Source organism: Pedobacter steynii (genome assembly GCF_001721645.1).
GTDB classification, from domain to species: domain Bacteria; phylum Bacteroidota; class Bacteroidia; order Sphingobacteriales; family Sphingobacteriaceae; genus Pedobacter; species Pedobacter steynii_A.
In genome coordinates, this window is the sequence record NZ_CP017141.1 from 381,391 (window position 1) to 407,841 (window position 26,451).

The following is a 26,451-nucleotide window of genomic DNA, read 5'->3' on the forward strand; positions in this document are numbered from 1 at the left end:
TATTGTATTTACATTTACACTTTTGTGTATATAAAATACATCTATTAGAAATAAATAATAAAAAAAATACAATTAAATGAAAAAACAATTATTAACGCTCTTAAGCATTATACTTATAATTACCGCTTGCAGCAAGAACGAATCAGAACCAACAAAGGAGAAAGAGATAAGTCTGGGTAACGATTCTTTGGTTAACCGATTAAAATTGAAACCTAATGATAAGGAAGGTTTAATCATTAAATTACAAATTCTTAAAGACAGCAAAGGTGCTTACCTGGTTTTGGGAGAAAAAAACAAGAAATATTGGTTAGGCTACTTTGATCGTAACGGGAATGAATTATCTACAAAAGTATTTGATGATCCGACTGAAATGAAAGGACCTTATGGGGCAATTATAAAATTGACAGAAACCCTCTACTATGATCTTATAGAAGTAAGTGGAACTATTTATATCAACAGGCAACTGAGAGATGATGTTCTTTCCCGAAATCCATTTGTTGAATCCCTTATTCGAATAAATACGAATTCCAGGGCGATTACGAATGAATATACTGAGATAGATGGAAAATCTTCTATGACATCATTTATCGGCCCTTGGTTCGATGGTACAGTGCTAATTTAACTTCAAGGATGAACATAAGAACAGGCAAACTATTGAATTAAGATTCTTTCCGCCTCTTTATCTATATAAAAAACGGTTAAGATTAACATCTTAACCGTTTTTTATTGAAAATTAAGTCACTTACCTCATTAAGCAGCTCATGATGTAATCGTCATATTATTTTACCACATAAAGCTTCGGCCCTTTGATTCCTCGCTTTTCGTAGTTGTCTTTATTCATTTTAAAATGAAGTTCAGTCATTAGGTTTAGATATTGCTCTATACTCTCTAACCCAACTTCCTTTCTTCGCTTGCTCAACGACTCTGGTTTTTCTGTTGGTTTTGGAATTGCCTGGCAGCTATCCGTATTATAAGTTACTTGTGTTCCGTACAGTTGATTACGACCTGAATTAATTCTTACCCTATCGGTCAGATAAGCATAATTTCCACTGGATGCATTTTTCCTAAGCACCTGTTTTTTCATGGCCTTCAATACTTTTTGCTGAAAATCCGGCCAGTTATCCATATGTTGGACCAATAACCAGAAATGGTGTGAACCTTCTTTTCCTACCAGGTCAAATCCAGGATATCCATGTTTTGAAAGAATCTTTTGAAGCTGGTCATGATGAGCGGTAAATACACTGTCCCGAAATTTCTCTCTGTTAGGATCATTGAGTGCATATTTAGGTTGAAATCCGGCTACTTTCTGGTCCCAGACTACCATTTTCTCCAGTGTGTCTTTAAGTGCTGTATTTATTTGGGCAAAGACGCTGATGTTATTTAAAAAAATCAGGATCAGGATAATTTTTTTCATAATTGATCTGTTTTGCCCAAGATAATTCATTATGACTTTAATTACCAATTTATATAATGGAATTTCCTGCGGCGTAATATTTATCAATTAGAAGAAGCCAGTTGTAAGTTCTGAAAGTTACAACTGGCTGTATGCATTATTCGAGTAAGGTTCCTGAGGAGTTACCTGCGTTCCAATTTCCATATTGTACACTCCCGTCTTCCCGTAGGGAATACAATCTTAAATCACCACTAGACACATTACTATCTAAGTACGTCGTCCTCCATTTCCTGAGGTCATTATTTATCCAGTCTTTCGCCTCTACTGCACCCGATTCCCAGCCAATTGAACTATTCTCACCAGAATATGTAATCCATAGCTTACTGGTTCCAACTTCTCTCATCACCGGTGGTTTCAGCAGAAAATACAATAACACTGCAACTATGGCTATAACAACTCCAGCAGGAGAGCCCGCTATTGGAGCCAGAGGGAAAAATACCGTAAAGAAACCTCCGGTAGCAACACTAGATAATGATGTCACTACTGTGGAAGTAATCCATACTGCTTCGACACTTGCCAATGTTGCCCAGCTTTTTATACGCGCCCACTGACTAACAGATGATGACTTTATTACTACAATTAAGTTCTGACCATTATAAGCTATTTCTGCCTTAACATTATTCTTCCAGACATTATTACTATTGCTATTTATTCTGTACCTGCCTTTATATTTAATGGATTTAGGTTCAATTCCAGGGCTTCGATACTCATCTGAAATAACATTCGGACGATCGACCATCCATACGATCACTTCTTCTACTTCATAGTTTTTATATCGATCATTTCCACCTACTGTCCAGCTTCTTGGAGCAACGACGGTTAATGTCAGGCTGTAAGCTTTATATTTTGGAGTAGGATGTGATTCCGCCTTTTTCCTGGTTACTGCAAAACTCCGGATCATATCCACATCTCCATCTCTCAGTCCAGAATGGGTTGATATACCAGAAGTCAAGGATCTGCTATTACCAAAATAATCCACCTCAACCAATGATATAGCATAAGTTTTAAAATAATTGTAATTATCTGAACTCTTGTTCCAGATCCCTAGGACGATTGCATCAAAGGCACCATCTCCGGTCTTTTCTACATATTGCAAGGTTACAGGTAGCCAAAACCCATTCAAGCTACTGTCTTTCGCGGTCAATAGATCAACCAGAGATCCAGGATTTAACGGAACGCAGTTCGCATTATTTACTCCACCTCCCTCCACAGGCTTATAAGCCCATTCATCATCATCAACCTGCGATCCACCAGCTCTATATCCCTGTTGGTTAAATATTTTTACACTTTTAAAAGATCCCCCGGAATAGACTGCAAAGAAACCACCTGTATCCCTCCACTGTACTAACATGGGCATATTTAAGAGTTCTCTTCCCATATCATAACCGGTTTGCGGATTATTCATCTGCCCGGCTACAATTGTCCCTATCGGATTTGTGCCGGTGGAGGTATCATACAACATGACCACATGCTTGTCTGCATACGCGCACAGCAATAAATTACCGAATTTAGAGATGTCAGTGGGTATCCCCATATCTGATTTCCTCAGCGTTATAGTGACAGGGCATCCTGTGGTTTGGGTAATTTCTCCATTTGTAATTACTGCGTAAGGATCCAATGTATTCTCAGAACTAAAGAAATAACCATCAGCTATTACTGTCATTTGATAATTGCTGTAATATTTTCTGGTATCCTTATTGAAATATAGTTTCTTAGCTACCCTTGGTGAAGAGCAGGGAGAAGATGCTGAGACTTCCCACATATTAAATATTAATGGTGCAGACGGATAATTTGAAAAATCCGAGTGCTTTGGTGATATACAATGTGCCATATTCTATTCTAAAATTTTAGTAAACATATTCTGTTATAGGTGCTCTTACTACTGGTTCCGGATAGTAGTTACCGCAGTCGTAAATTGTGTATTTACCACTATAGCCAGCGGTTCCGTTCAAAATCACGACAGGATAATCATCAATGAAGAAAGTAAAGTCGGGGTGATCTGTTACCGGTGTACCGCTGGCATTTACGACAGTGAGGTATAACCACATTGCTTGTATTGAGCCACTATTAGGTCCGTATCCGCAATCGGCAGACGTCGTCTCAGAACTTCTGCTATCAGTGTAAAAGAATGCAGAAACTCCACTTCCGCTTTCTCCACTTTCGTTATCTCCATCCATACATGAGCCATAAGTTTCAAATTGCATAAATGCATAGCGCAGATAGGTAAGGGAATTGTTTGACCATGCATTTATTCCATACCTTCCTTGATCATTATTATTGAATTTTGATAAAGTAACCGCAGCATCATCAACCCCATTGGCTACATTACCAAAGAGTGCCAGTTCAAATGATTTATACTTTCCCCACCTATTGACCTGACTTATTGACCAACCAGACACAGGTTGTGGCTGGCTGTAAATAGTTGAAGCATATTGTGTGGATGACCATTTGCTTTCTAACCAAGCGTAAAATGTCCCCCGATTAAACGGGAAAGCCGGAAAGTATCGTCCTGTCGTAATATAAAACTGAGGACCGAAGCCTTCCTTAATATCTTCTGCACTGATAGCTCCTTTCCACCAGGAAAATATATCCTGGGCTTGTCCAAGCGATCCGCTTGATTTTATGTTATTTGGATATGCCATTTTTTTTAATTTTCAGTTTATTTAATTTATTAATTACATCCGCCATCGTGATACAGTTGAATGTCTAAGTCTGCATGGTCGGATTCGTATCAAAAACAATAACCCCGCGGCTGATCTCCGTTAGCATATGAGCAGCGCAACGGGATTATCATTTAAGAAATGAAAGCGTTATTTTTTGGCGGACTATCGATATTAATTTCCCGCCCTGAGACTTTCCAGCTGTGACTTTAATTCTTTCACAGCCTCAATTAACAGAGGAACAACTTTCTCGTATTGGATAGTCATGTAGTGCTCACCAGACTTACTTTTTCCATCAGCTATATTGGTGTCGAATGGAGCAAGCCTAACCGCTTCTGGCAGAACTTCTTTAAGTTCCTGAGCAATAAGCCCAACCTGCACTCTATTCCTATCAGGAACAAGCCCTAACTCTACAGCCAGATTATTAGCGGTATAGGTGTAACCGTGTAGTTTGCTTACTTTTTCTAAAGCACCTTCTAACGGTTTAAAGTTTTCCTTTAATCTTTGATCAGAATAGAAGGATATTAAATCTCCGGTTGCTCTGATTTCAGCTCCTGTTATCGTTCCGGTGGCAGTAATGTCTGTTACCCCAGTTAAAGCTCCTGAAATATTTGCCGTTCCATTGAATGACTGACCCCACAATGTTCTTGCAGTTTGCAGAGCCGTTGATGTAGCAGCATTACCGGTAACAGCAATTGGCCAGGTTCCGGAAGTACCTGTTCCAGTAAGCGGGGCTTTGGCATTTAACTGTCCCTGAACTTTACCAAATCCTGTCAAAACAGTTTCTGAGGCAGATAGAGCAGTATTAGAACCAATCGCATAACCAGTTAGCGGAGCAGCTATGGCTCTCGCATTTGTGAAATACAAATTCCCTCCTTCAGGAACATTAGTTGAATTCAGATTTGCCAAATTTCCCTGTCCGTTAACGTATTGGGCAGCAGTTCCGGCCCAGGTATAATCTAATGCACCAGCGCCTGTTACCGCAGTGGCCGGAACATTTAACGCATTTCCGGCAACCGTACTTGAAATACTGGTAACTGTACCCGTACCTACAGGAATAGTGATATTGGCCGAGCCATCAAATCCAACACCGTTTATGGTTCTTACTGTTGCAAATTTTGAAGCGCTAGATGCGTTTCCGCTAAGCGCACCTGCAAAAGTTGGCGCTGAGACAGTGGAATCGAAAGAGTGGCTGGTACCCACATACAATATCGGAGCACCAGAATTATTTATGGAAAGACTATTATTTGATGCTGTACCATGACCTATAAAAGATAATCGTGTTCCGGTATTATTTAGAAATTCAATGTAGGTATTACCTGTACCGGTAGAGCTTTGCAATTTAAGTGTTGCACCGCCAGCCACAAATGATCCCTGTAAGGCGTTTAATGCCCCGCCAAACTGAGCGTTGCCTGTGCTTCGATTAATAATTAAAGCATTTCCAAGAAAAGAACCGCCATCCGAATATCTGGCAATATTAAAATTAGTTCCGGCGTTTGCACCCGATTCTGCTCCTGAATCCCCGTACATCAACCATCTTAATACTCCGGCAGTTAGCAGTCCAAAACTTCTGGTCGTAGCGGCTGCACCAGTTACGGTCATATTCTGAGTTGCATTGACACTACTTGCAAAACTCGCAGATGCCCCCCCTGTAATCGCTCCACTAAAAGTTGTGTTTCCTGTTTGTCGCTCTACAAAAACAGCATTACCAAGTGAGGCCCCAGTATCACTAAATCGTTCAATTACAAAATTAGTTCCAACATTTGATCCGGTTTCTCCAGCAGCATTTGCTCCATAAAACCAGCGATTAACGGAATCAGTTTGAGCAAACACACCTCTCATTGTACCTGATGCCCGGTTAATTATATAAGCTAACCCTGAAACATTTCCTGAAAAGTTAGCAGAAGTAGCACTTAAGGCTCCGCCAAATTGTGAGGCACCGGTACTTCTGTTAATGACCAGGGCATTTCCGATAAGCGCCCCCGTATCTGAATATCTCGCGATATTGAAGTTACTACCTTCCTGTGCCCCTGACTCCGCATATGCATCGACAAAGATAGACCACCTATCGATTCCACTTGATCTTAACCTATAAGCCCGCGTTGTTGCTGCTGCTCCATTTACAATAACATTAGTTGTACCGGATACAGATCCACTGAAAGTAGCAGATGTTCCATTAAGCGGCCCTGTCAGACTGCCTCCAGCCAATGGTAAATAGTTATTTAAACCAATTGCCAAACCAATTGCTGCACCTGTATAAGTATATAATGTATCGTCAGTACCTGAGTTTTTACCTACAATACTAAATGGAGAAGAAGAGAAGTTGTTATTGTTTAAGATAGTCACTGTCGCAGCAGTTATCCCGCTTTTTAATACAAGATCACCATTTCCATTAAATCGTCCAATTTCCCGGTCTTCGGTATTATTCCCCTGAGTAAACATGATTTGCGAAAAACCCGTACTTATGGTGTTTTTAGAGAAAATGTTGGTTGCTCCGGATTCAGAATCTATTTGTGTGTATTGCCCCGTTGTGAGCCTTTCGGTTCTTATTGTACCTTTAACATGCAATGAGCTGAGTGGCGTTGTAGTTCCAATTCCGACATTTCCTCCCGCACTTTGCATAATAATATGATATGCAGTGGTGGTACCATCGAATCGACCGGCTTGCATCCATGTATTGCCGTCATTGTACACACCTATAGAAAGACCATATAAGTTTAGGGTACTACTCCCATTCCCTATTTTGAAGGCACCGTTCAAAGTCCCAAGTGTTGGATAATTATAATTAGTTGAGCTGATCAGACCAATATTCCTGGTAGTCAAACTCCCAGAAAGTGTTCCACCGGATAAAGGCAGGTAACTATCCAAAGAAGTATCTACATAAGTTTTATTAGTAAGATGACTCCCTATACTTGGCGCAGCGGCAGCATTAACAGTCCCCGTAAAGCTGGCTGTTGATCCGGCAGATAAATGTCCGGTAATGTTGACAAATCCGGTACTTCTTTCTATAACCAATGAATTACCGAGTGAAGCGCCAGTATCACTGAACCGCTCTATTACAAAATTAGTACCTGCATTCGATCCAGCTTCTGATGCTGCATTAGCCCCAAAAAACCAGCGATTTCCCCCAGAGGTTTGTGAAAAGATCCCTTTAATTGATCCAGCCACTTTGTTTACCACAAAGGCACCATTAGAGTTTACATTCGCAGTAAAAGTAGCTCCGACTCCATTTAAATTACCGGTCAAAGTTCCTCCTGATAACGGTAAATAATTACTTAGGCCAATCATAGCCTGTACACCTACCGGCCTTGTCAACCTCCATGCTGCTAAGGCGACATCATAACCAAGCACATAATAAGGCGCATCAAGTTTCTCAGCGACAGAATTAATGGCCTGGCTTCCCCATAACGTAGCACTTCCTGCATTACCTGATATGCTATTATTGAATGTAACCCCTGTATTTAGCCCGACAAATTTCCTAACGGATAAATCATCTATTCTGGCCAATCGATCAGACGAAGTACTGGCAACTATTCCATCTATCGTCAATCCGGTTGAGTAAGTTCCTGTTGGAAATAAATTGGTCCATCCGTTCCATTGGGTTGCGTTTGTAGCAGTTGCCGCATTACCCGTCAGATTACCATTAAACACCGAGGACGAAATATTACCTGCACCATCTCTTATGACTACCTGATTGGCAGCACTTCCCGCATTTAAGGTAATCTGAGGGGTGCTGGTATTATTTGCAACGGTAAGGTAGGTGTTTGTCGAAGTTACCGAGGTAACTGTTCCCTGTGGGATGGATGGAAAGGCTGCCAAAGAGCCATCACCTCTCAGATATTGAGCAACGGTACCATTGGCAAAATTACCTTCATGGTAAATCTTATTCCAGCTATTCCATGTAGTGGCTGATGCTTTGCTCCGAATGTATAATTCAGCAGGGGTATAATTTCCTCCTGCATTAGAATAACCTAAAGCAAACTGACCTCCAAGACCTGTTGTATTTAAATCAGTTGTCGTTCCGGTAGTCCAAACTGAATGAACACCTGCTGTAGGTGCGTTGGCAACTGACAATCCGTTATTCCGGTAAAACGTATAGGAAGGAATTGTATCATAATCGGTGGTTACAGCTGAGGCGCCCAATCCAAATTGCCTGTAATTTCCCCAGTCAAACGCCGCTTGCCCATTAATAATTCTAACATCATTTCCCTGTGCTACCGTTCCAGCTGTTGTTCCATAGTTTTTATTGAAAGCAGCATTTTTTGTAAAAGCAGGTTCCTTTGTAGCCAATCCAGGAACCGTTGGAACATCCGCTGTTCCTCCAAGGTCTCCGGACAATTTTAATTTACCTTTCACTGTTGGTGTTGCATCTAAAACTGTTGCATCAGTCCCTGCCGGCCCCTGAACACCTTGAGGTCCAGTTGGGCCAACATCTCCTTTCTGACCAGTCAGTCCCTGGACACCCTGAAGCCCTCTCTCTCCTGTCGCACCGGCATCACCTTTTGCTCCAGTTAGCCCTGTTGCTCCCGGGGTACCCTGAGGACCCGTTGCACCAACGTCCCCTTTATCTCCTTTCGGGCCAGTTAAACCAATAGGTCCCTGGACACCCTGAAGCCCTCTCTCTCCTGTCGCACCGGCATCACCTTTTAATCCAGTTAGCCCTGTTGCTCCCGGGGTACCTTGAGAACCCGTTGCACCAACGTCCCCTTTATCTCCTTTTGCCCCGGTTAAACCGGTATCACCTTTCGGACCCGGCGTTAAAGAAATACCATTTATCGCATTCGCTACCGCCTGGGTGGTAGGATATTTTGTATGGTCCGGACTAGAAAGATTTATTGCTTTATTCGCCACGTTTTCCGGTGAAAAGCTCAGCTTATTTTGTTTTCCTTCTAAAGCAGTCTGTACAGCTGTAGATACCGGTTTATCTGCATCAGAGGTATTATCTACATTTCCCAAGCCAAGTTCCGTCTTATTAAGATCTGCCTTTAAGGCAATTTCACCATTTTTTGCGGGGAGCGTATAGATGTAATTTGAACTCTGATTTAGCGGGCTTTTAAACAAACTGGAAAAACCATTCTTCACAAGGGATAGCTCTTCCGCAGTAATCTGGCTAAAAGCTTTTGCACCAGTGATGTTTTGATCGCCCGTCAAATGTACGGCATCAGCGTCACCTTGTTCTATCCGATCACGAAGGAACTTAATCAATTCGCGTAATTTAATACCTTGAGTTTTGTTTAATGCTGGATTGTGAACCTCAGCTGCTTTGATAACTGCATCGATGTAAGCATCATCAATAAATGGGATATCTGACATAATTTTAATTGTTTAATAGTAAATTGAGTTTATAGCGCATTCCCGTTCCAACAGGTATAGTGTCTGCCTAACGATTTTGGACATTTCCTAGAATTCGATTTTTTGATTGATTTTTAGAATCAATCCTTTTTAAAGAAGGACTAACGTCCCATTAGGATTTCTACGAATGGAAAAGCAGGAAGATACTGCCCTTTTTTCACAAAAAAACCTTCAAATCCCCCCTCCTTATCCTCATTTCTAATTGCATCCCTCCACCACGTAAAGATGGTGGAGGGATGACTTATAGGCCCTGAAACAGGCATTGGATTTGGATACGCCATTAGTTTTTTTCTTCGAGTAATTTAATTTTAGCTTCTTGTTCATTCACTACAGACTTCAGCTCCTTGACCGCTTCAATCAATAAGGGAACAATTTTTTCGTATTGGATCGTTAAGTAATTCTCTTCAGATTTGCTTGTTCCATCTGCGTTTTTGTCGAAAGGTGCAGACTTCACTGCCTCCGGAAGTACTTCCAATAAGTCCTGAGCCATTAATCCTACATATTTGGTAGTCATGTCCGGAGCCGCTCCCAGGCTTACTGCCAGTTCATTAGAGTTATAGGTATACCCTTTTAACAAGCTAATCTTATCCAGGGCATTTTCTAATGGCTGAAGGTTTTTCTTCAAGCGGCTGTCTGAGTAGAAGGAAACCACGTCACCTCCCGCTGAAATGGTTCCATCAAACCATGCAGAACCATCTTCAACTCTAATCGATGCACGTACAGTACCGGCATTTCTGAACACCAGCTGATGTCCGTTTGCATATTTAGAGCTATAAGAATAACCAAGCCCATACATATTGGAAATTTCATTCCATTGTGCACCAATCGTCCAGATGATTTTGTCGGTTGTACCATTTTCGTCATAGTCTCCCAGCATACCCCGATGGTTATAAGACTTATATCCACTTCCCGTACTTCTAAAGATCTCTGCCTGAATTCCTGTTCCACCTTCAACTAAAAAACCTTTTCCTGCATATGTTCTTACCCATGAAGAATCAACCATATGTATACCACCAGCATACGTAGAATTGTACCATCCGGTATTTCCTTCAGATCTGAACCAGTCCGTACAGACCATTGAATTCGCATGCCACCAGCCTTCAGAAGGTTCATGTCTTAAGGACCAGCCTCCTGCAGCGTTTAAAAAACCAAACTGACCTGATACAGAACCATGAATGTATCCCTTGACATTATTCTGCCCCTGAGCCGAAAAACTTAGCAATACATGAGTTGACGAATCATTATAAAACCTCCATTGCGAAGCATCCACAGGGTAAAAACCATTGCCAAAAGAAGAGCTGTAGAGACCGGATTGACCAGTTGAATAAAACCAGGTGTCTGAATCTACACGAACACCTTTAAGGGCACCACCAGAAGACACATTACCGTTTGCATATATATTGCCATTTGCACTTATATTATGGCGGGTCCAAATCCCATGCCCGATAGCCGACTGGGTTTGTCCTGCTTCTGTGAAAAGTGCCTGATGTCCCAATCCGGCAATGGATTCACCTCCCGCATTGGAATGTGTCCATACAATACCATAATGATTGGCTAACCCGGAGCCATCCATTACAGAGCGGTAAGCAGCTCCCATAGAGAAGACCTCCTGATACTTGGTTGCATCATATAAACCGACCAGTCCGGCGCCATAATTAGTTCCCTGAAATCCTTGTCTAGCTGAAGCCAATCCACTCTGATTCACATGAAATACGGGGGTATTCCGATCTCCAAAGTGGAAACCTATATAATCAAGGCCAGCTGAATTCCAATTCTGATAATAGCCAAGGCCATATTCCCTGGCATTATCCAATCTCCAGATATTGTTATGGTTCTGAGCATAATTGATGTTTGAAAAACCACCTTCTGAACCTCCTCCTGAATAGACCTGTCCGTTGGCATAGATGCTTGATGCTTTGAATTTCTCATAAGCCACTCCAGGGTTATTCATCGCGGCAATTGACCCATCAGCTTCTATCGTTAACTGGGAAGCTACGGCCCCTGCATAATGGAATGACAATCTTGGTGCGATGCCGCCACTCACGTGGCTATACAATTCCAGATTGGCTTGTGTATATGATGTGCCTTCAACACCACCCGCAACAATTCTATTGTTAAAATTAAATCCGTTTGGAGCAGCTGCAACACTCAGGTATGCCGTACCTGTCCACCAATTCTCGGCATACCTGATCGTTCCACCATCGCTATGACGAGCCATGTACTTATGGAGTATATTACCCCTGTTATCGGCCCTTGCAGCTACTGAATTATCTTCATTATTATAATGAATGGTGTTAGAAGAATTCAAAGTAATACTTCTGCCCAAGGCCGGATTTCTTGCTGCCACCGTATCCAGTGTTTCATTCAGTAATCCCCTGACCCCGTTGATTTCCGCAAGTCTGACTCCCCCGTCGCTGTTACGCACAAGAAAGTATTCCCCGGCATTATTGATACTATCCAGATCAGCAGGACGGCCACCCCATAAGGTTGCTTTATCTGCAATTCTGGAACTGTCTACTCTGACCCCATAAGTACCAGCACCATTCCATCCCATCAAAGTGGGATATGTCGGTTCCCATGGTATCTGCGGATCTCTGTTCCCTATTGCTACCCCCGTAGGACTAAGACTTTTTGAGGCATCAAAGATGACATGCTGATCACCATAATTTGCCCAGCGTAACATTGAGGAAACCCCAACATCATAACCGGCTGTGGCTATCCCTGTATTGATCTGATTGCCGCTATAAGCCAGATCTGATTTAAGTACATCAATGTTCGCCTGATGGTAAATCTGAAACCAGGGATTCCAGCTTCCCGTATCTCCATTAAACGTTCTGAATCCTAATCTTCTTCCATCTCCATACTGTGTATTGAACTGAGTTCCATATCCTCTTGCTCCGAAGTGCATTAACGTTCCATTAAAAGGCGCGTTTAAAGCATAAGTGAAAGAAGAAGTATGTTCGGCTGTTGTATTCGCATCTGTTCCAAAACCTCCGTATCTATGACCTGAAATGGAAGGCATCCAGGTCGAGTTTTCCGGATTAAAGGCTAAAACATACTGAGGTGCACCATCATGCAAATGCCCCAGGTATTTCTGACCTTCCCAAAGTGAAGAACTGCTCGCATTACCTGTCAGACTTCCTACAAATGTGGTAGCAGTTATACTTCCTGCCACAGCGGTATTACCACCCAGACTGATGTCTCCTGTAGTTCTATTGGCCGAAAAAACAGTACCCAGGTAATCACCGTTATCTGCATAACGGGTAATACCAAAATGAGAGCCGGAATTTGCACCCGACTCGGCTGCAGTATCAGCAAAGATATCCCATCTTAATACGCCATTAGTTCTATACTGGAATTCTCTGTAAGTTCCGGAAGCACCATCTGAGAATATTGTTTTTGCTCTGACTGATCCTTCTACATCCAGTGCAACAACAGGATTTGTAGTTAAAACACCAACATATCCCAATTGGTTAATCGTCAGCTTATCGGAAGGCGAACTCCCACCATACCATCTTCTTGATCCATCCGGGGCGACAAATTCAGCCCATGAATTGCTTCCATTACTGGTGATCAGGCCTGCACTAAAGGATGGTGAAATGCTAGTGCTCGCTCCGGCTTCCAATACCGTCTGCAGGTTAATTCCTGCGGCAGGAATTCCTAAAATTGATTTTACATTGGAAGTTGTACTATATCCATAAATCCCGGCTCCATTGGAACTCATAAAATATGCCGGTGCATTATTGTCAATTCCTGAATAACTTAAATTATTCCATTTTTCCGAGTTGTTGCTGAAAGCCGAAGTAGCCGCATTTCCTGTGGTGTTTGCACCTACGGTCTGACCGGTTGCCAGTCTTGGATTCAGAATGTCATTTACCCTTTCCGCGGTATGATAGAGCCGACCGCTTTCTGAAACATCTGAGGTTGTGAGTGTTACATTTCCGGTGTAACCATTCACAGACTGGACTGCATCAGTCGGACTTAAAAGCTCTTGCCAGTTAGCCACTGCAGATGCCGGAGACTGAACCAGGATATAGGACTTTTTGAGATCTGTTCTCACCGCAACATCCCCTTCATTAGCTCCCGATACAGCCAACATTGCTGCCTCATTGTTGACTACAAATGTATCAGTAATGGCAATTGAAGGAATCTGAGTGCTCAACAATTTACCATTGCTATCCAGAGTAGCCACACCATTTGCCGCTGCTTTTTCAGATTTATTGATCTTGGTATCCAGAGCCGTCTGGGTCGCCTGCGATACCGGTTTATTTATATCAGAAGTATTATCTACACTGCCAAGGCCAATATCCTCCTTATTGATATTCCCTTTTAAAGCCAGTTCTCCATTTTCTTTTGGAAGCGTATAGACATAGTTTTGGTCCTGATCCAAGGGATTTTTCAATATACTGGCATATCCATTCTTCACAAAAGACAGTTCTTCCGCACTGATCTGAGTAAAGGTTTTCCTGCCAGTGATGAGCTCATCTCCTGCGATATGAACAACATTAGCTTGTCCTTGTTCCATACGGTCACGCAGACGTTTGATCAGTTCCCTTAATTTAATACCCTGAGTTTTATTTAATGCTGGATTATAAGCTTCAGCTGCTTTTATAATTTCATCGATGTAAGCATTATCGATAAATGGGATTTCTGCCATAATTTTAGTTTTAATTTGATGATTTGTGGGCTGTATCCTGATAGCGCATCGGCTGTAACTATCTGACTAACAGACTCCAGGTGAGGTTATTTATACCTGCAGCGAAGGGATTTACTGTCTGCCTTGACTTTATAATTACGTTAGGCCCTTCAATATAAGCGTACAGATCACTTGCAGATGCCGGGTCCGTGTTTACGTCCATCGCTCTTCCTATTGCATCCGGAGAGTTGGGAAATACAATGGCCGTAGTCGCAGCAGGCAAACCATGAGGTACCGAGAACTGAGTCAGGACACCATTTCCGGAAGTGGTATAAGTAAAGAATCTGTGCAGGCTTGCCTGTTCTGCATGGTCACGCAATCGTTTAATTAATTCGCGTAATTTGATGCCCTGTGTTTCTTTTAAAGCCGGATTATAGGTCGCGGTTGCTTGAATGATTTCATCAATATACACGTCGGTGATCGCTGAAATATCTGCCATAATTTTATTTAGTTAAGTGTTAAGAGATTATTGATTTGTCTGACCGATTATTTCAGTCCCTTATTCTTCTGCAAATTCTGCAGCTGTTCCGGGTATTAAGCCCGCTAAAACTCTCAGTGCTGCATCCAGAACCCTGGCATCTGTGCGGTTTAATTGTAAAGCACCGGTAGCGTTGTAAACGATTTCGAATGCTGTTTTCGGAGTTAATTGTTGTTCTTCCATGATGATTGATTTTGAGTTGTTTAAATGAGCAGTAGAATTACTGCTCATTTAATTATATAGTGAGTTCTTTTTCGATCAGATTGAACAGACCTGAGGCATTTTGCGTCTGTACTTTAAACCTGTGATAGATTCTGTTCCCATCTTCATCCTGAAGGGCTAAAGGATCGGTTAACACATACTCAACAGGTCCATTAAGGGATTGTGGCTGCACGGAATAAATTCGTTCCCAGTTCCCTCTTTTATTTTGTTTAAAAAGGTGATATGTTCCTTGTGGAGTCGTTGGTAACCAGCTGAGTTTAGAGCTGGCCGCATCATAGTTCAGATCAGGAGCCTCCGGATTAACGGCGTCAATTAACTTTACACTCGTTACTGCCGAGCCTTTTGAAAGCACTTCCTCAGGCGTTCCTCTTTCATTGAGAATCGTCCTGATTCCCGCAAATCTGTAATGCATCATTTCGCCGGCAGGAACTACGGTAAGATCAGAGAAATCGTCCACAATACGGTATCCTATATTTAAGCCCTCTTCAATTTCCACATCAAAATAGTCGTTCATGGTTTGTAAAGAAATCGTTTTTGCCAGGTCATTGCTACGGTAAACCCTGATCTTAGAGATCTGATCTGCCGGAGACATTGCTGCAATCTCAAATGCAACAGAAGCAGTCTGTTCCGAAGAATATGCAGGCGTCAAGCTGAATTTACTGATCAGTGGAGCGTCCGAAGGCGCAACATTCAAAACAGTTACCGGTCCTGCAAACGGACTCAAAGGCCCCGGCATCAACTGATTCGTCACTTCTGCTCCTGCATAGAAATATAAGTTCCTTGACGAGGCATTTAAGACATAATCTGTAAACCTTACATAAGTCACGTTTGGCTCTCCTGCTTTCGTAAATTTCCTCACCATTGGAAAGGGATTAAAATCGGCATTTGATGCGCTCAGTAAATTACCATCAATGTCCCTGATTACCGGCAACGCGTTTTCAGTCTGGTACCCTCGCTTAAGGAAACTTAAAATCGGCGGCTGTTCTGTAAGCGGCAATAATGTTCCCTGAATGGCCGCACGAAGCTTATTCAGTTTTAATTCCAGGCTGTCTTCAGGTGCTGTCAGCTGCAGTTTATCCGGAACAGGGAAACCATAAGGCTGAGGAGAAGCCTCAAACACTTTAAATTGAAGCGATTCAGCCACATTAAAGATCAGGTTAACCAGTTCATAAGCCCTCAGGTCGTACGAAGGATCCTCTGTCAAAGCCGCCAGGTCAGTAAAGATCCGGGTGATGGTATCCGGCTGATAAAAAGCATGAAGCACATCTTCCAGTGTTGTCCGGTAAAACATAAAACCAAATGGACTTCTGACCGTCCCGAAACGGGAGGCTGCGATGCGTGTATCAAATGTAAATGCTGCCTTTCCCGTTGCATCAGGTCTGACTTTTAAGCCTGGGGCCAATGGTGCTTCCAGCTGTACAGGTTCTTCGATTCTACGGGCTAACAGCACTACAGGAACAGAAATTGCAGATACAAAATCATTACCGGAAAGTGTATCAGCAGATTGCAGACTAAACAATGATTTACGGTCATTTTCTCCTTCTGCCGGTAACAAATTGTTTCCGTTGAAAGAATAGGTTGGCGCTGGTTCCGGGAAGAGGTATGCCTTATAACCCGGATGGAAATTCACCTTCACCTTATTCTGATCGGATGCCGAATGGAGAACCGGCGCATCCAGATAAGTAGGATCATAAGCATATAATACTAAAGGACTTTCCTGAGAAATGATCGTCACCTCCAGTACTTTTTGATCTGCCCCAGGTTTTACCTGAGGAATCCTGATGTTCCCTTTATACCATTCCACATGTGCTCCCCTTAATGCTGAAGGATCATTTGCCTGTGGATGAGCAGGGTCGTAAGGAAGATTTGTCTGAGGATGCGGAGCTAAAGAACCCTCGAAGCTGATCTTATAGTAACCCGGCAGGTTATCAGAGGCACCTTCGATTCCAAACATTGGAGCAACCACTGCATTCCCCGTCACACCACCAACCCAGTATTTTGTGATATTTCCTTCCACATCTACTGAAGATTCAATGTTTGGTTGGACCGGATCCGCCAGGCTGAGCAAAGAAATCTGACTGGCCACCTGTTTCCAGTTCGCAATGTTCCCCAGGTTTTCAACCACCGAAAACCTACTGTTGATCTCTGGAGAAATGTACCTTCTTTGTGAAGCAAAACTCCCGGGATCCAAAGGATCCTCAATAGTATCTGTCTCAAAAGCCTTTTCAATAGTAATGATCGGTCCCTGTGCGGCAAATTCAACTTTGATTACCTGGAATTGTCCTTCAGGAGTACTGAGTAAACTATCTTTAAACCTAAATAGATTTTCATTGGTAATCACCGGAGTGATGATCGTTCCATCTATCAACGTATAACTGCCGGTAAACAACCGCAACTGTGTATCTGATCCTTTAACCGGAACGATATACTTAATCATTCCGATCACTTCTAGTGGCAGGCCTTTCTTAAAATGAGCCTTGATTTTATCCGCCTTAACTACTGACGACAATGCTTCGGCAGAAGTATCCTCCATATGAGAAATATCCACAATATCCAGCCAGTTAAAAGTCGTCCTTGAGAAGTTCACATCCTGGTCAGGAAAAGCAGTACTGCGTCCTTTTAACCAGCTTTGCTCCCTGGCAGTAGTAAACAGTAACTGATCCTCTTTCTGGATATACTGAACTGTTACATCTGTAGGTGGAACCAATGTGTTTCTGATCGGGAAAACCGTGGCATCAGTTGCTACCTCATCACTGATCAGGGATACTCTGGAGAACCAGTTAATTCCGTAGATCGCATAATGGTGAATGCCGACCTTCCTTTCAAAATGAATATACAGACTCGTAGGATCATCAGGTACCGGAACTGTTTCCAGGACACCCGTTTGGGGATATGCCGGATCGTAGGCATAATAGGCTGTACCCATTGATTTGTCATGAGTAATTTCAGGCTTGATATATTCAGTCTGATTCGCTGCACGATACTCTATGCCATAAAGAACTGCTTTGGGATGCTCAAAGATATTGTCATTTTCAACCGCAGAAAGATCTGCAAAAAAATCATACTCCGGAACTTCGTCAAGCGATGGTTTTCGTCCAATGTTAATTGCTCTGACCTGATCAAGACTGGTATAACCCTGTTCATCAAATGTATTGTTCGTCTGAGCATCCATTACCGGAAGTCCATAGTTCAGGGCTCTCATCTCCGGTTTTTCGGGTAAACGGGCATCTACTTTTTTTACCGGTAAGCTCGTGTAAGTATAACTTACCATTTCGGTACTGTTCAATGCTTTACGGTTTGTATAATTTAAGCGGTAAATGAACTGATCATTTGAACTGGTATTGGCAGGCACATCAATATGCCCCAGACCAAGCATCCTGGCCATATGGTAATCCATGGCCTGCATATTCAAGATATCCAGGTAACTCACCAATAAGCCTGGTGCCTCAATACCAGCGCCTTCGTCTTTTAAAACATCTTCCGCACGTGGATCCGTTTCACTTAACGCCAGATAACGGGAAACTGCTTCTTTGATACCAGGTTCGTTCAATCGTGATGAACTCCATTTATCCCTGTAATTGCTGGCCCTTACCAAAGTACCATTATTGTAATGCGGCCATCTGTTGTCAATCGGATAAGTCGAATTTTCCAGACGGTCAAAAACTTCTGCATCCGTCAGGGAAAGCGCAAATCTATTTCCTACGGCTGTCCATTCTGCCGTATTTCTGGTGATTAAGAAATCATGGTACGTTTCAAAATAAAACCCTTTCAGTGTTCCTAAAGATGATGTTTTCAATCGTGTAGTTCTGATGTTCTCGCCTGAAAGCTCAACCAGCTGTACCGCATCCCTGTTAAGAACAACCGTTTTTCTGATGTGTACCGGTTCCGATACTTCCTTATTGTTTTGCGACTGACAAAGCGCTTCCATCTTTAATACCGCATCGCCGGCTGAGGATGAGCTTTGAAAGCCGGCGGCAGATGGGTTTTCAAAATCAACAGCCACTACAAAGGAGGTTTTATTGACTACTTCCAACTGAATCAAACCCGAATACTCATTTAAGAATTCAAAATGGCTAACTGAAGGGCTGAGTGTTGTAGCAAGTTGATTGTATAATCCTGCATCCATAAAAGTCAGCCTGATCCGGTTTGTAATCTTCTTACCGTAAACGGTTTCAGTACGCACATACGTCCACATCTTTTTACTGAAATTGATAACTGGTTGATCATTTTCAAAATCAATACCCATACGCACCGGTTTCACATACGGCGTTCTGGAAATGTAAGCGTAGTCATCCGGCTTATTAAAACCAATTACCGACACTGTCGTATTGTTGTAATCTCCTTTGGGCATATGGTTCGATCCCAGCTCTCCACTCAAACTCCAGCGCAGGTGCAATCCTTCGGCAACGCCATCTGCTCCATCAGAACCTGAGGCCTGTAAATACACCGCAGGAGAGTTATTCAGGTAGCGGTCATCGGCAAAACCACAAGGATTTAAACCTTTACTGGTCAGGTATTGCTGAATTTCTTCGATCGCATCTAACACCGGGATCAGCGCGGCATCGATAGCAGCTTTTCCTTCTTCGCTGATTTCAGTACTTCTGCTACAGAGCACTCCGAATATGTTTAAGATCGTCTGAAAGGTAGAGCTATAGCCTGAGTTGGTATGGTCCTGATAGCCCACATGAAAATCAAGGGCAGAATAGTCGTCCTCTTCGAAATCTCCCAGGAGATAACCTTCATCTATATTGGGTTTATCCAGGACCAGGTAACCTATCCTGAAATCATGTCCGGTGAAATCAGCCCTGCTAAAGTCGCCCCCGACATAAATCTTTGGGATTTCCTCTACATTATTGATGACGCCCAGTACTCTTAGCGTACGTAAATACAATTTTCTTAATACATCTTTTTCAAACAGGTCGAGTAACCTTGATGCTTCCGCATCAAGGCCCCCACTATCTTCTAAAGCTTGTATGGCAAATAAACATGCTGATAACTCAGTATAATCAGCACAAAAGGCATAAGACTTGGTTCTTGTTGGCATTGAAAAATATTTTATGGGTGATAAATCATTTAAATTAAACAGCAGCGTTCATTGGGATTAAAGGACTTATGTAGTCCTTATGTACCGTCTGGTAATCAGTTCCATTGAAAACCTTATGTCTAAAGCTCAGCTTCATATCGCCTACCGGAACATTCATAGTAGGATTTGTGATGAAGACCGATGCTGTATCCCTGGAATGGATGTAGACAAACTGGTCCGGACCTGCTATGCTCTGATCCGCAGCAGTAACAGACAACTTAACTGTATCTGCAAGCAATTCAACCGGTGTTTTCGGATCGTTAAAAGGCTCAGGGTTTCTAATCAGAATACCCAGAACTTTTTTATCTGAAGGATCATCAGGGTTAACGTTAACCACCAGATTAATCACCGTATGTGCGACCGCTTCCAGATTTTTAAGCCCTAACCCACCGTACACCAGCCGGTCAAACTTCACTGCATAATTTTGTACTTCTGCAGGATCATTATCAGGATTATCATCGATCAGTGTTTGCAGCGTTTGCGTAACCTGAGCAGGTGTAAAGGCCACTTTTGCAGGATAAACCGCATATTTTTCCTGACCTGGGCTTTCATCCAGAATAAAGCTTTCCGCCTGTTCTTCGAAGTCTACAAAACGGGAGGTTTTGAAGCTGAACTTATGCACCTCCTGTCTCTGTTCTGTTTCACCCTCCGGTTGATAAACTGCATTAAATACCGCAGTATATAACCTGTTCGGTTCCAGATCAGGTAATTGATAGGATCCCTGTTTAGACCTCTTCTTCATCGTTAGTGGATTTACATTACAGGAATCGGCCTGCGCAGATAAATTCATCAGGAATATAATCTGCTGATCCGGTGGCAACGAGCGGAAATTCTCCAATGTGATTGCTTTATCCGGCAATTGTTCCCAGATCAGTTCCGGAACTATCGGCGTTCCGTAAGGGTCAATCAATTGCATTTCCAATTTACTTTTTACTGAAGGGAGTCCTTTGTAGCTGTCCCAGTTTGCATACATCGCATTGATATAAGGTTTTGTGAACAGCAAACTGATTTTAGGATCATGGCAGAATACGGGTTTACTCAGGTCATAACGACTTTGTGCATCCGGAAACGATCGTTCATAATCGATGTAATGTTTCAGGTTAGCCAGTTTAAATTCAGCTGCACGGTCTTGTTGTACCAGTTCTTTATAACCTTTGCTTTGTTGCTGGAAGTGCCCGATTGGTCCGGCAGTTTTAAATCCAAAAACATGCGTTTTCTGTTGAGATCCAGATGGATTTCCGTCCACCACATCTCTGGTTTTCAGTACAACGGCAAAGGTGGTATCCGGACGCCATACCGGCTGAATGGTTTTATTCAGGCCATCCCCGAGAATCTGCACCTCATTGATCAAACCTTCTTTTGTAAGGTCGTTTTCTTCCTTCCTTCTTTGCTGACTCTCTGAAAGATAGCTCAGTTGGTTCAACACGGTAATTCCAGGTTGAGTATGGTAAGGTTTCAAGGTCTGCAACAACGTTGGTCCCTGTTTGGCCTGCCCGTCGATAAAGATATTCAACTGCCCCGTTTCACGGTTTACAGAGATCAGTATCTCTTTGTATTGTTTTTCAGAAAGACGTCCGGTAGAACAATCAAGCGTGTACTTTTCTGTAACTGTTGTCATTACATAATCCGCGTCATCATAGGTGGTTAAACTCAGCCTGAAAACGGGCAGTGTCCCTGCATTATAGCTCAGCTCAGGGTTTCCCGGATTGTCCTGGATAAGGTGCAGCGCAAAGCCTTTTTTATATCCTGTTTCCAGATCTTCATTTACTTTAGACATCAATGTGGTCACACCTGCTTTGAAAGGATCGAAAATCGCAGTGACTTCAAAAGCAAAACTTCCGTTTTCTACTTTCAGGTCGGGGCTGTATGGAATAAAGAAGCCATCTGTTTTCCCGGCATAAGCATATACTTCATTCAGGACCTGCAGTCCATCCTGATCTCGTTCATAATATCCCGGGGTTAAGTCCGGGCTTCCCATAAGGATTCCCGAATGCATACCATTTCTGTCCTGGGCACGATTAAGTACCCATTGCCCAACAATTCCAGGTGTTCCGGTATTGCCTTTGCTCAGGACCTCCTCAGCTGTAAAACTCCTGTTGTAGAGTGTAGCAAACATTAATGCTTTATCGCCTTCAGTTCCGGCGAGTCCCGCCATATTGCCAAGAGCCGGATCCATAGGTAAAGGAAAATGCCCTCCAAGGATCAGATCACCATCAAAGTCGAGCGCCCTGTCTCTGATAAAACGCAGGATAACTTTGTCAATAGGATTATTCAGGTCATTGTAAATAATGCTTGTATTTTCCTCAGATTTGGAGAGCAGTCCAGGCGTCATATAACGGTCCCTTCCTATTGCCCTGCCAAAGAATCCGGGACGATAGACTTTTCTTACATAATCAATCTGAATGTTATTTTTATTTGGCCCGAAGTCCAGCTTCAAAAAGGAAACAGGTTTAGACAGACGAACGGTCAGCAAACCACCGTTGGTCTCCATAGACAGGCTGTTATGGCCATATCCCGGATTGTATTTTACTGTTCCGGAAGCTCCTTCAAAGGTAAAGGACTCTCCCATAAACGAAAAGGGTTCAATTCCTGTATAGGTGGTATCTGCAGCCTCTTCTTTCCAGTTAACCTGCGTTTCCTTAATGACATTTTCAAAACAGAAAAGGTCTTTTCTTTTGAAGTTTAAACCATCAAGATCAGAAGAAGCACTCGTTGATTGATTCGCATAGCTAAACATATTCTGAGACAGCAAGCGGATCTTATTATACCTATTCGGCTCCGTAAATTGCCAGAAACCATCTTTAAGCATACTCAAATCGGTAGCATTTGATCCTGTATTCTCTAAAACAATGGCCGTAACCGCTTCGTATACGCCATATGGCTGCCATGAACCGGTGCCGGTTCCTGTTCCATTCCAGGCAAATATTTCCAATCCCGTTAGCTCGAACTCGTGACGAACCTGATCGCCAAGTCCTTTTTGTGGTGGCATGAGTTCAGTGTAACCATCCGGCAACTGGTTGGAAGCTCCTCCGAGTTTTGACAACTGCGGTTTTACCGGTTTAAGTAGTTCGATGTCAATGAAACTATCCATTGGAATCGTCACGTTTGTTGCCGATTCCACTTCATTAAAGTTGTACTGCCACCTGCTGTCTCCAGGAGAAGGGATCTGGATTTGATCACCCATAAGCTCCTGGTTGATATAATTTACCGGGAAGGTTTCACCAGACAGAATGTTGGTTGCCACTGCGGGAAGATATCCTTTGGAAGGATCCGGTAGCTGCAGAACCGGTAATGGCTGCAATAATGGACCTTTATTGTTATTGATGCGCCAGCTAACCTCAAACCTGAATTTAATATTTTTAATCGGCCAAGGCAGTTTAATTTTAATCTCCAGGGAACCTGAAATGTTAAATGGATGTGGTGCCTCTACGGCAAGGCCAATCTGTACGGATAAACCTAATCTGATAAAGAAAATTTTCAGGTAAGCATACCCTCCAAACCGTATGAATCCACCAATCTGAACCGGCTTAAAGCTGATCGATCCTCCCAGATCCAGGAAGGCTCCAATGCCTACCCCAACAGGACCAAACTTCTTGTTAAAATCGAACCTGGCACCGGCACCAGCTTTAAATCCACGCGATGAAATCATGAGGTAAGCATAGCCCTGGAACAAACTCAGGATCCTAGCTCTTACCCTTGCACTTTCAGGCTGGTCTTTTCCTACATTCAGGTACCAACCAGATGAGTTGTTAAAGTAAAATGCCATATCCAGGTTTCCGCTCAATGAGAATAAATCTCCATCAAATGATCCGCCTTCCGGAAGTCTGTAATTGACACCCAGGTTACCGCGGAAGGAATTCCCATCTATGGCGATAAAGGCACTAAATGGCGGATCCACATCATCGTTCAATCCGATGCGCGACCTTAAAATAGCTGCTTGTCCCTGAATCAGGAATACATCAGGTAATCCAAGCAACAGGAATAATTTACTTGAAAAAATCTTTCCGGAGTCAAAAGCAGTTGCAATGGATATCCCTGCACCAACAGAATAACCCGGTTTGTCGGCAAACTTATCAATCTCAATTCCCTCTTGACCGGTTAATGTACTTTTAGCTTTATAATAATCCCACCATGATGCAGATTCATCTGTTGGCGGTGTGGTTGCAGATTTTGAAGGCAGGTAATGCTGACCAATCAATCCTCTGAAACCATAAATACCTAAACCGGTTGCACCTAATGGGATCGGTGTGGAAAGGTCTAAACCAATATCGACCACAAAGGCCGGGATGTTCGGGTTCATCCGCATTCCTGCACTTCCGGCCATTTTTAGCCTTGGCATCGCAAACGATACTGATCCGGTATATTCTGAGCCTGCATTAGAACCGGAGATCTTCGGATCAGGGTTGTTCATGCTGAGGTAACCATTCAGGATAAAGGCGGCATTTTCCTTACTTGCATTTCCGGGAACGGTCAGATCGATGGCAATTCCGTCAATGCTTGCAAAGCTGTCAAAAGGTTTATCCTGGCCGTTATCATCCACAGTGAAATAATACTTAATCCCGTTACCAGTAGCATTCACTCCCGCTCTTCCGGTATTGATCATTCCATCAAAACCGAAGTAACGGTACTTGCGGTCTACCTCATTGTGTTTTCTGGTATATGCACCAAGAGAAATATTGGTTACTTCTAATTTAACCGGACCTACTGCCAGACGGAAAGATTTAGGAACTACGAGTCCGCCACCTTCAAACTCCAGATCGCCGTTACTCCAGATTCTTAGTTTCTGGATATCAATTCCTTTAGGCAAGACTTCTCCCAAACCAGGTATTTTCGCAATAAAATTTAGCTTACCCGCCACTTCAACATAAAAACCACGTTCTTCTTTGCCAAGACTCAGGCTTCTGATCTCCAGCTCCAGAACATTGGGCAAAGTGATTTTAAGGGGTTGTGTCTGCGCTGCCGCGGTGATGCTGAAATCGCCATTATCTTTAATGTGTGCCTGAATATCGATCACTGCAGGTGCATTCCCTTGTTTAAAACGTCCAATGGTCAGCTTTCCTTGAATGTCAGATTCTACAATACTGTTTTGTTTAAAGGTCACTGCAAACCTGTTCAGTTCTACATCGAAATTCCCAAACTTTCTGTGAAGGAAACCGTTCGATTCAAGTGCAATGGTTCCGGAAACACCGCCAGTACCGATCAGCAGGTTATCACCAATGATTTTTGCACTTTGCCTTTCTATATTGTCATCACCAAATCTGTTGAACCCGATAACCGCACGTTTAACATAAAGTCCCATGAAATCTACAGGATATCCCGCAGCATCTGCTTCAGGAATATTTGTCGTTCTGCTCAGGTCAAGTTTTGCATCCGTAAACCCAATCATCAAACCGGTATTTCCAATTTGCGAGTATTCCGGAACGAGAGAACCTGACAACTCTAATTGTGAACCTATTCCAGATTCCGTATCGGCATAAAATGTAGCCTTGGCAAACTTAAACAAGGTTTTAGCATTAGGAATTGGGGTACCGTTTGCCGTTACCGGTCTCAAAACGGAGTTAGGAAACTCAATACCTGCAGACAGGGCCAATGTTGCTTTAATTTTCGGTACAAGGAGTTTTTTAATATAGTTCTCAATCCCTTCAGGAACCATTGAGGCATAGAACTGATGTAGTTTGTCTTTAATTACTGAAACATCCGTATCTAAGATATAAATGGTAAATATCAATTCCGGTATGCTTACAGGAATATTAGCATTTTGAGTGATCATTGAAGTGACCTGATCCACGCCAATCTCATCTCCCGCAGGAAGGGTTAGATTTGCAGCAGGATACGAGGCATTGATTGCATCTATCAGCTCCTGAAATTTCAATCTGGTTGTATCCTTATCATCCACGAATCTGTTAAGAATGTGTGCAATAATCTGATCATCGGAAATACGGAAGATCTTAAGTCCCAGCTCAAAATAGGCCTGAGGTGTAAAAGAGAAATTCTCCAGATTGAATGATCTTAAAAATGCAAGTACTTCCCATTGATATTGCAAAGAAACGGGAAAAGAAGAGATGCTGGAATCCCCGCCTTCGTCGGGGTTTAGGATAAGACGCAAACCAAAAGGGAGGTCTATTCCCAAATTTTTTGAAATGATATCCAGGCTGTAAAATGCAGAGTCACCTCTGGCACTTTTGGAGTACTGGAAGTTCTTATAATGGATATGGTCCAAAACAGAACTTAGCCCGTTTTCTGCAAAATGCAGAAACTCCGGTAAATCATCCGCCTGAATTACTTCCGATAAGGCAGGATAATATCGTTTGGTTATGGCTGTTGTTGCTGACATAGTAGTTAATTTTTTACTTTTTTTAGGGCAATAGAATTCCTGTGCTGATGCCGGGAGGCAACAACAGGACATAATTATCTTGACAGGCATGTTTTGGGACATGCCTGTTAAGAGGGTTATAAGAACTTGTATACGATTTTACACCTTGAACTAAGGCATTAAAAAGAAATTGG

Annotated in this window: 10 protein-coding genes; 1 reads left to right on the forward strand and 9 read right to left on the reverse strand. The window is 42.7% G+C overall.

Annotation, left to right across the window (positions count from 1 at the left end; translation table 11 throughout):
• The first annotated feature begins 76 nt into the window (after positions 1 to 76).
• Positions 77 to 622 carry a hypothetical protein gene (locus BFS30_RS01700; protein WP_069377684.1) on the forward strand — a complete coding sequence of 182 codons (546 nt, stop codon included), beginning with the start codon at positions 77 to 79 and terminating at the stop codon, positions 620 to 622.
• Between the two features lie 156 nt (positions 623 to 778).
• On the opposite strand, the gene BFS30_RS01705 is transcribed toward BFS30_RS01700, so the two are convergent.
• The 9 genes from BFS30_RS01705 to BFS30_RS01745 all read right to left on the reverse strand — a co-directional run bounded on the left by BFS30_RS01705 (position 779) and on the right by BFS30_RS01745 (position 26,278).
• Entirely contained in the window at positions 779 to 1,414 is a 636-nt protein-coding gene (locus BFS30_RS01705) for a DUF6624 domain-containing protein (protein ID WP_069382238.1), read from the reverse strand.
• A 136-nt stretch (positions 1,415 to 1,550) separates the two neighbouring features.
• Positions 1,551 to 3,215 (reverse strand): hypothetical protein, encoded by a 1,665-nt coding sequence (locus tag BFS30_RS01710; protein ID WP_069377685.1) that lies wholly within the window; start codon positions 3,213 to 3,215, stop codon positions 1,551 to 1,553.
• Positions 3,216 to 3,300: 85 nt separating this feature from the next.
• The gene (locus BFS30_RS01715) at positions 3,301 to 4,095 is read right to left on the reverse strand and encodes a hypothetical protein (RefSeq protein ID WP_069377686.1); all 795 of its coding nucleotides are present in this window, start codon (positions 4,093 to 4,095) and stop codon (positions 3,301 to 3,303) included.
• A gap of 192 nt (positions 4,096 to 4,287) precedes the next feature.
• Positions 4,288 to 9,426, reverse strand: coding sequence for a tail fiber domain-containing protein (locus BFS30_RS01720; protein ID WP_069377687.1), 5,139 nt, complete (start codon positions 9,424 to 9,426; stop codon positions 4,288 to 4,290).
• 319 nt (positions 9,427 to 9,745) lie between these two features.
• Positions 9,746 to 14,122 carry a tail fiber domain-containing protein gene (locus tag BFS30_RS01730; RefSeq protein ID WP_069377689.1) on the reverse strand — a complete coding sequence of 1,459 codons (4,377 nt, stop codon included), beginning with the start codon at positions 14,120 to 14,122 and terminating at the stop codon, positions 9,746 to 9,748.
• A gap of 58 nt (positions 14,123 to 14,180) precedes the next feature.
• Positions 14,181 to 14,600 (reverse strand): hypothetical protein, encoded by a 420-nt coding sequence (locus BFS30_RS01735; protein WP_069377690.1) that lies wholly within the window; start codon positions 14,598 to 14,600, stop codon positions 14,181 to 14,183.
• A 60-nt stretch (positions 14,601 to 14,660) separates the two neighbouring features.
• Positions 14,661 to 14,822 (reverse strand): hypothetical protein, encoded by a 162-nt coding sequence (locus BFS30_RS27650; protein WP_157262852.1) that lies wholly within the window; start codon positions 14,820 to 14,822, stop codon positions 14,661 to 14,663.
• A gap of 52 nt (positions 14,823 to 14,874) precedes the next feature.
• Complete coding sequence (locus BFS30_RS01740) at positions 14,875 to 19,905, reverse strand: hypothetical protein (protein WP_069377691.1); 5,031 nt, start codon at positions 19,903 to 19,905, stop codon at positions 14,875 to 14,877.
• 34 nt (positions 19,906 to 19,939) lie between these two features.
• On the reverse strand, positions 19,940 to 26,278 hold the full coding sequence (locus tag BFS30_RS01745) for a hypothetical protein (RefSeq protein WP_069377692.1): 6,339 nt from the start codon (positions 26,276 to 26,278) through the stop codon (positions 19,940 to 19,942).
• Between the last annotated feature and the right edge of the window lie 173 nt (positions 26,279 to 26,451).

Excerpts from the sequence above, each read along its gene's own strand:
- BFS30_RS01715 (WP_069377686.1), bottom strand. The coding sequence starts at position 4,095 with ATGGCATATCCAAATAACATAAAATCAAGCGGATCGCTTGGACAAGCC.
- BFS30_RS01700 (WP_069377684.1), top strand. The coding sequence starts at position 77 with ATGAAAAAACAATTATTAACGCTCTTAAGCATTATACTTATAATTACC.
- BFS30_RS01710 (WP_069377685.1), bottom strand. The coding sequence starts at position 3,215 with ATGTGGGAAGTCTCAGCATCTTCTCCCTGCTCTTCACCAAGGGTAGCT.
- BFS30_RS01735 (WP_069377690.1), bottom strand. The coding sequence starts at position 14,600 with ATGGCAGATATTTCAGCGATCACCGACGTGTATATTGATGAAATCATT.
- BFS30_RS01730 (WP_069377689.1), bottom strand. The coding sequence starts at position 14,122 with ATGGCAGAAATCCCATTTATCGATAATGCTTACATCGATGAAATTATA.
- BFS30_RS01745 (WP_069377692.1), bottom strand. The coding sequence starts at position 26,278 with ATGTCAGCAACAACAGCCATAACCAAACGATATTATCCTGCCTTATCG.
- BFS30_RS01740 (WP_069377691.1), bottom strand. The coding sequence starts at position 19,905 with ATGCCAACAAGAACCAAGTCTTATGCCTTTTGTGCTGATTATACTGAG.
- BFS30_RS01705 (WP_069382238.1), bottom strand. The coding sequence starts at position 1,414 with ATGAAAAAAATTATCCTGATCCTGATTTTTTTAAATAACATCAGCGTC.
- BFS30_RS27650 (WP_157262852.1), bottom strand. The coding sequence starts at position 14,822 with ATGGAAGAACAACAATTAACTCCGAAAACAGCATTCGAAATCGTTTAC.
- BFS30_RS01720 (WP_069377687.1), bottom strand. The coding sequence starts at position 9,426 with ATGTCAGATATCCCATTTATTGATGATGCTTACATCGATGCAGTTATC.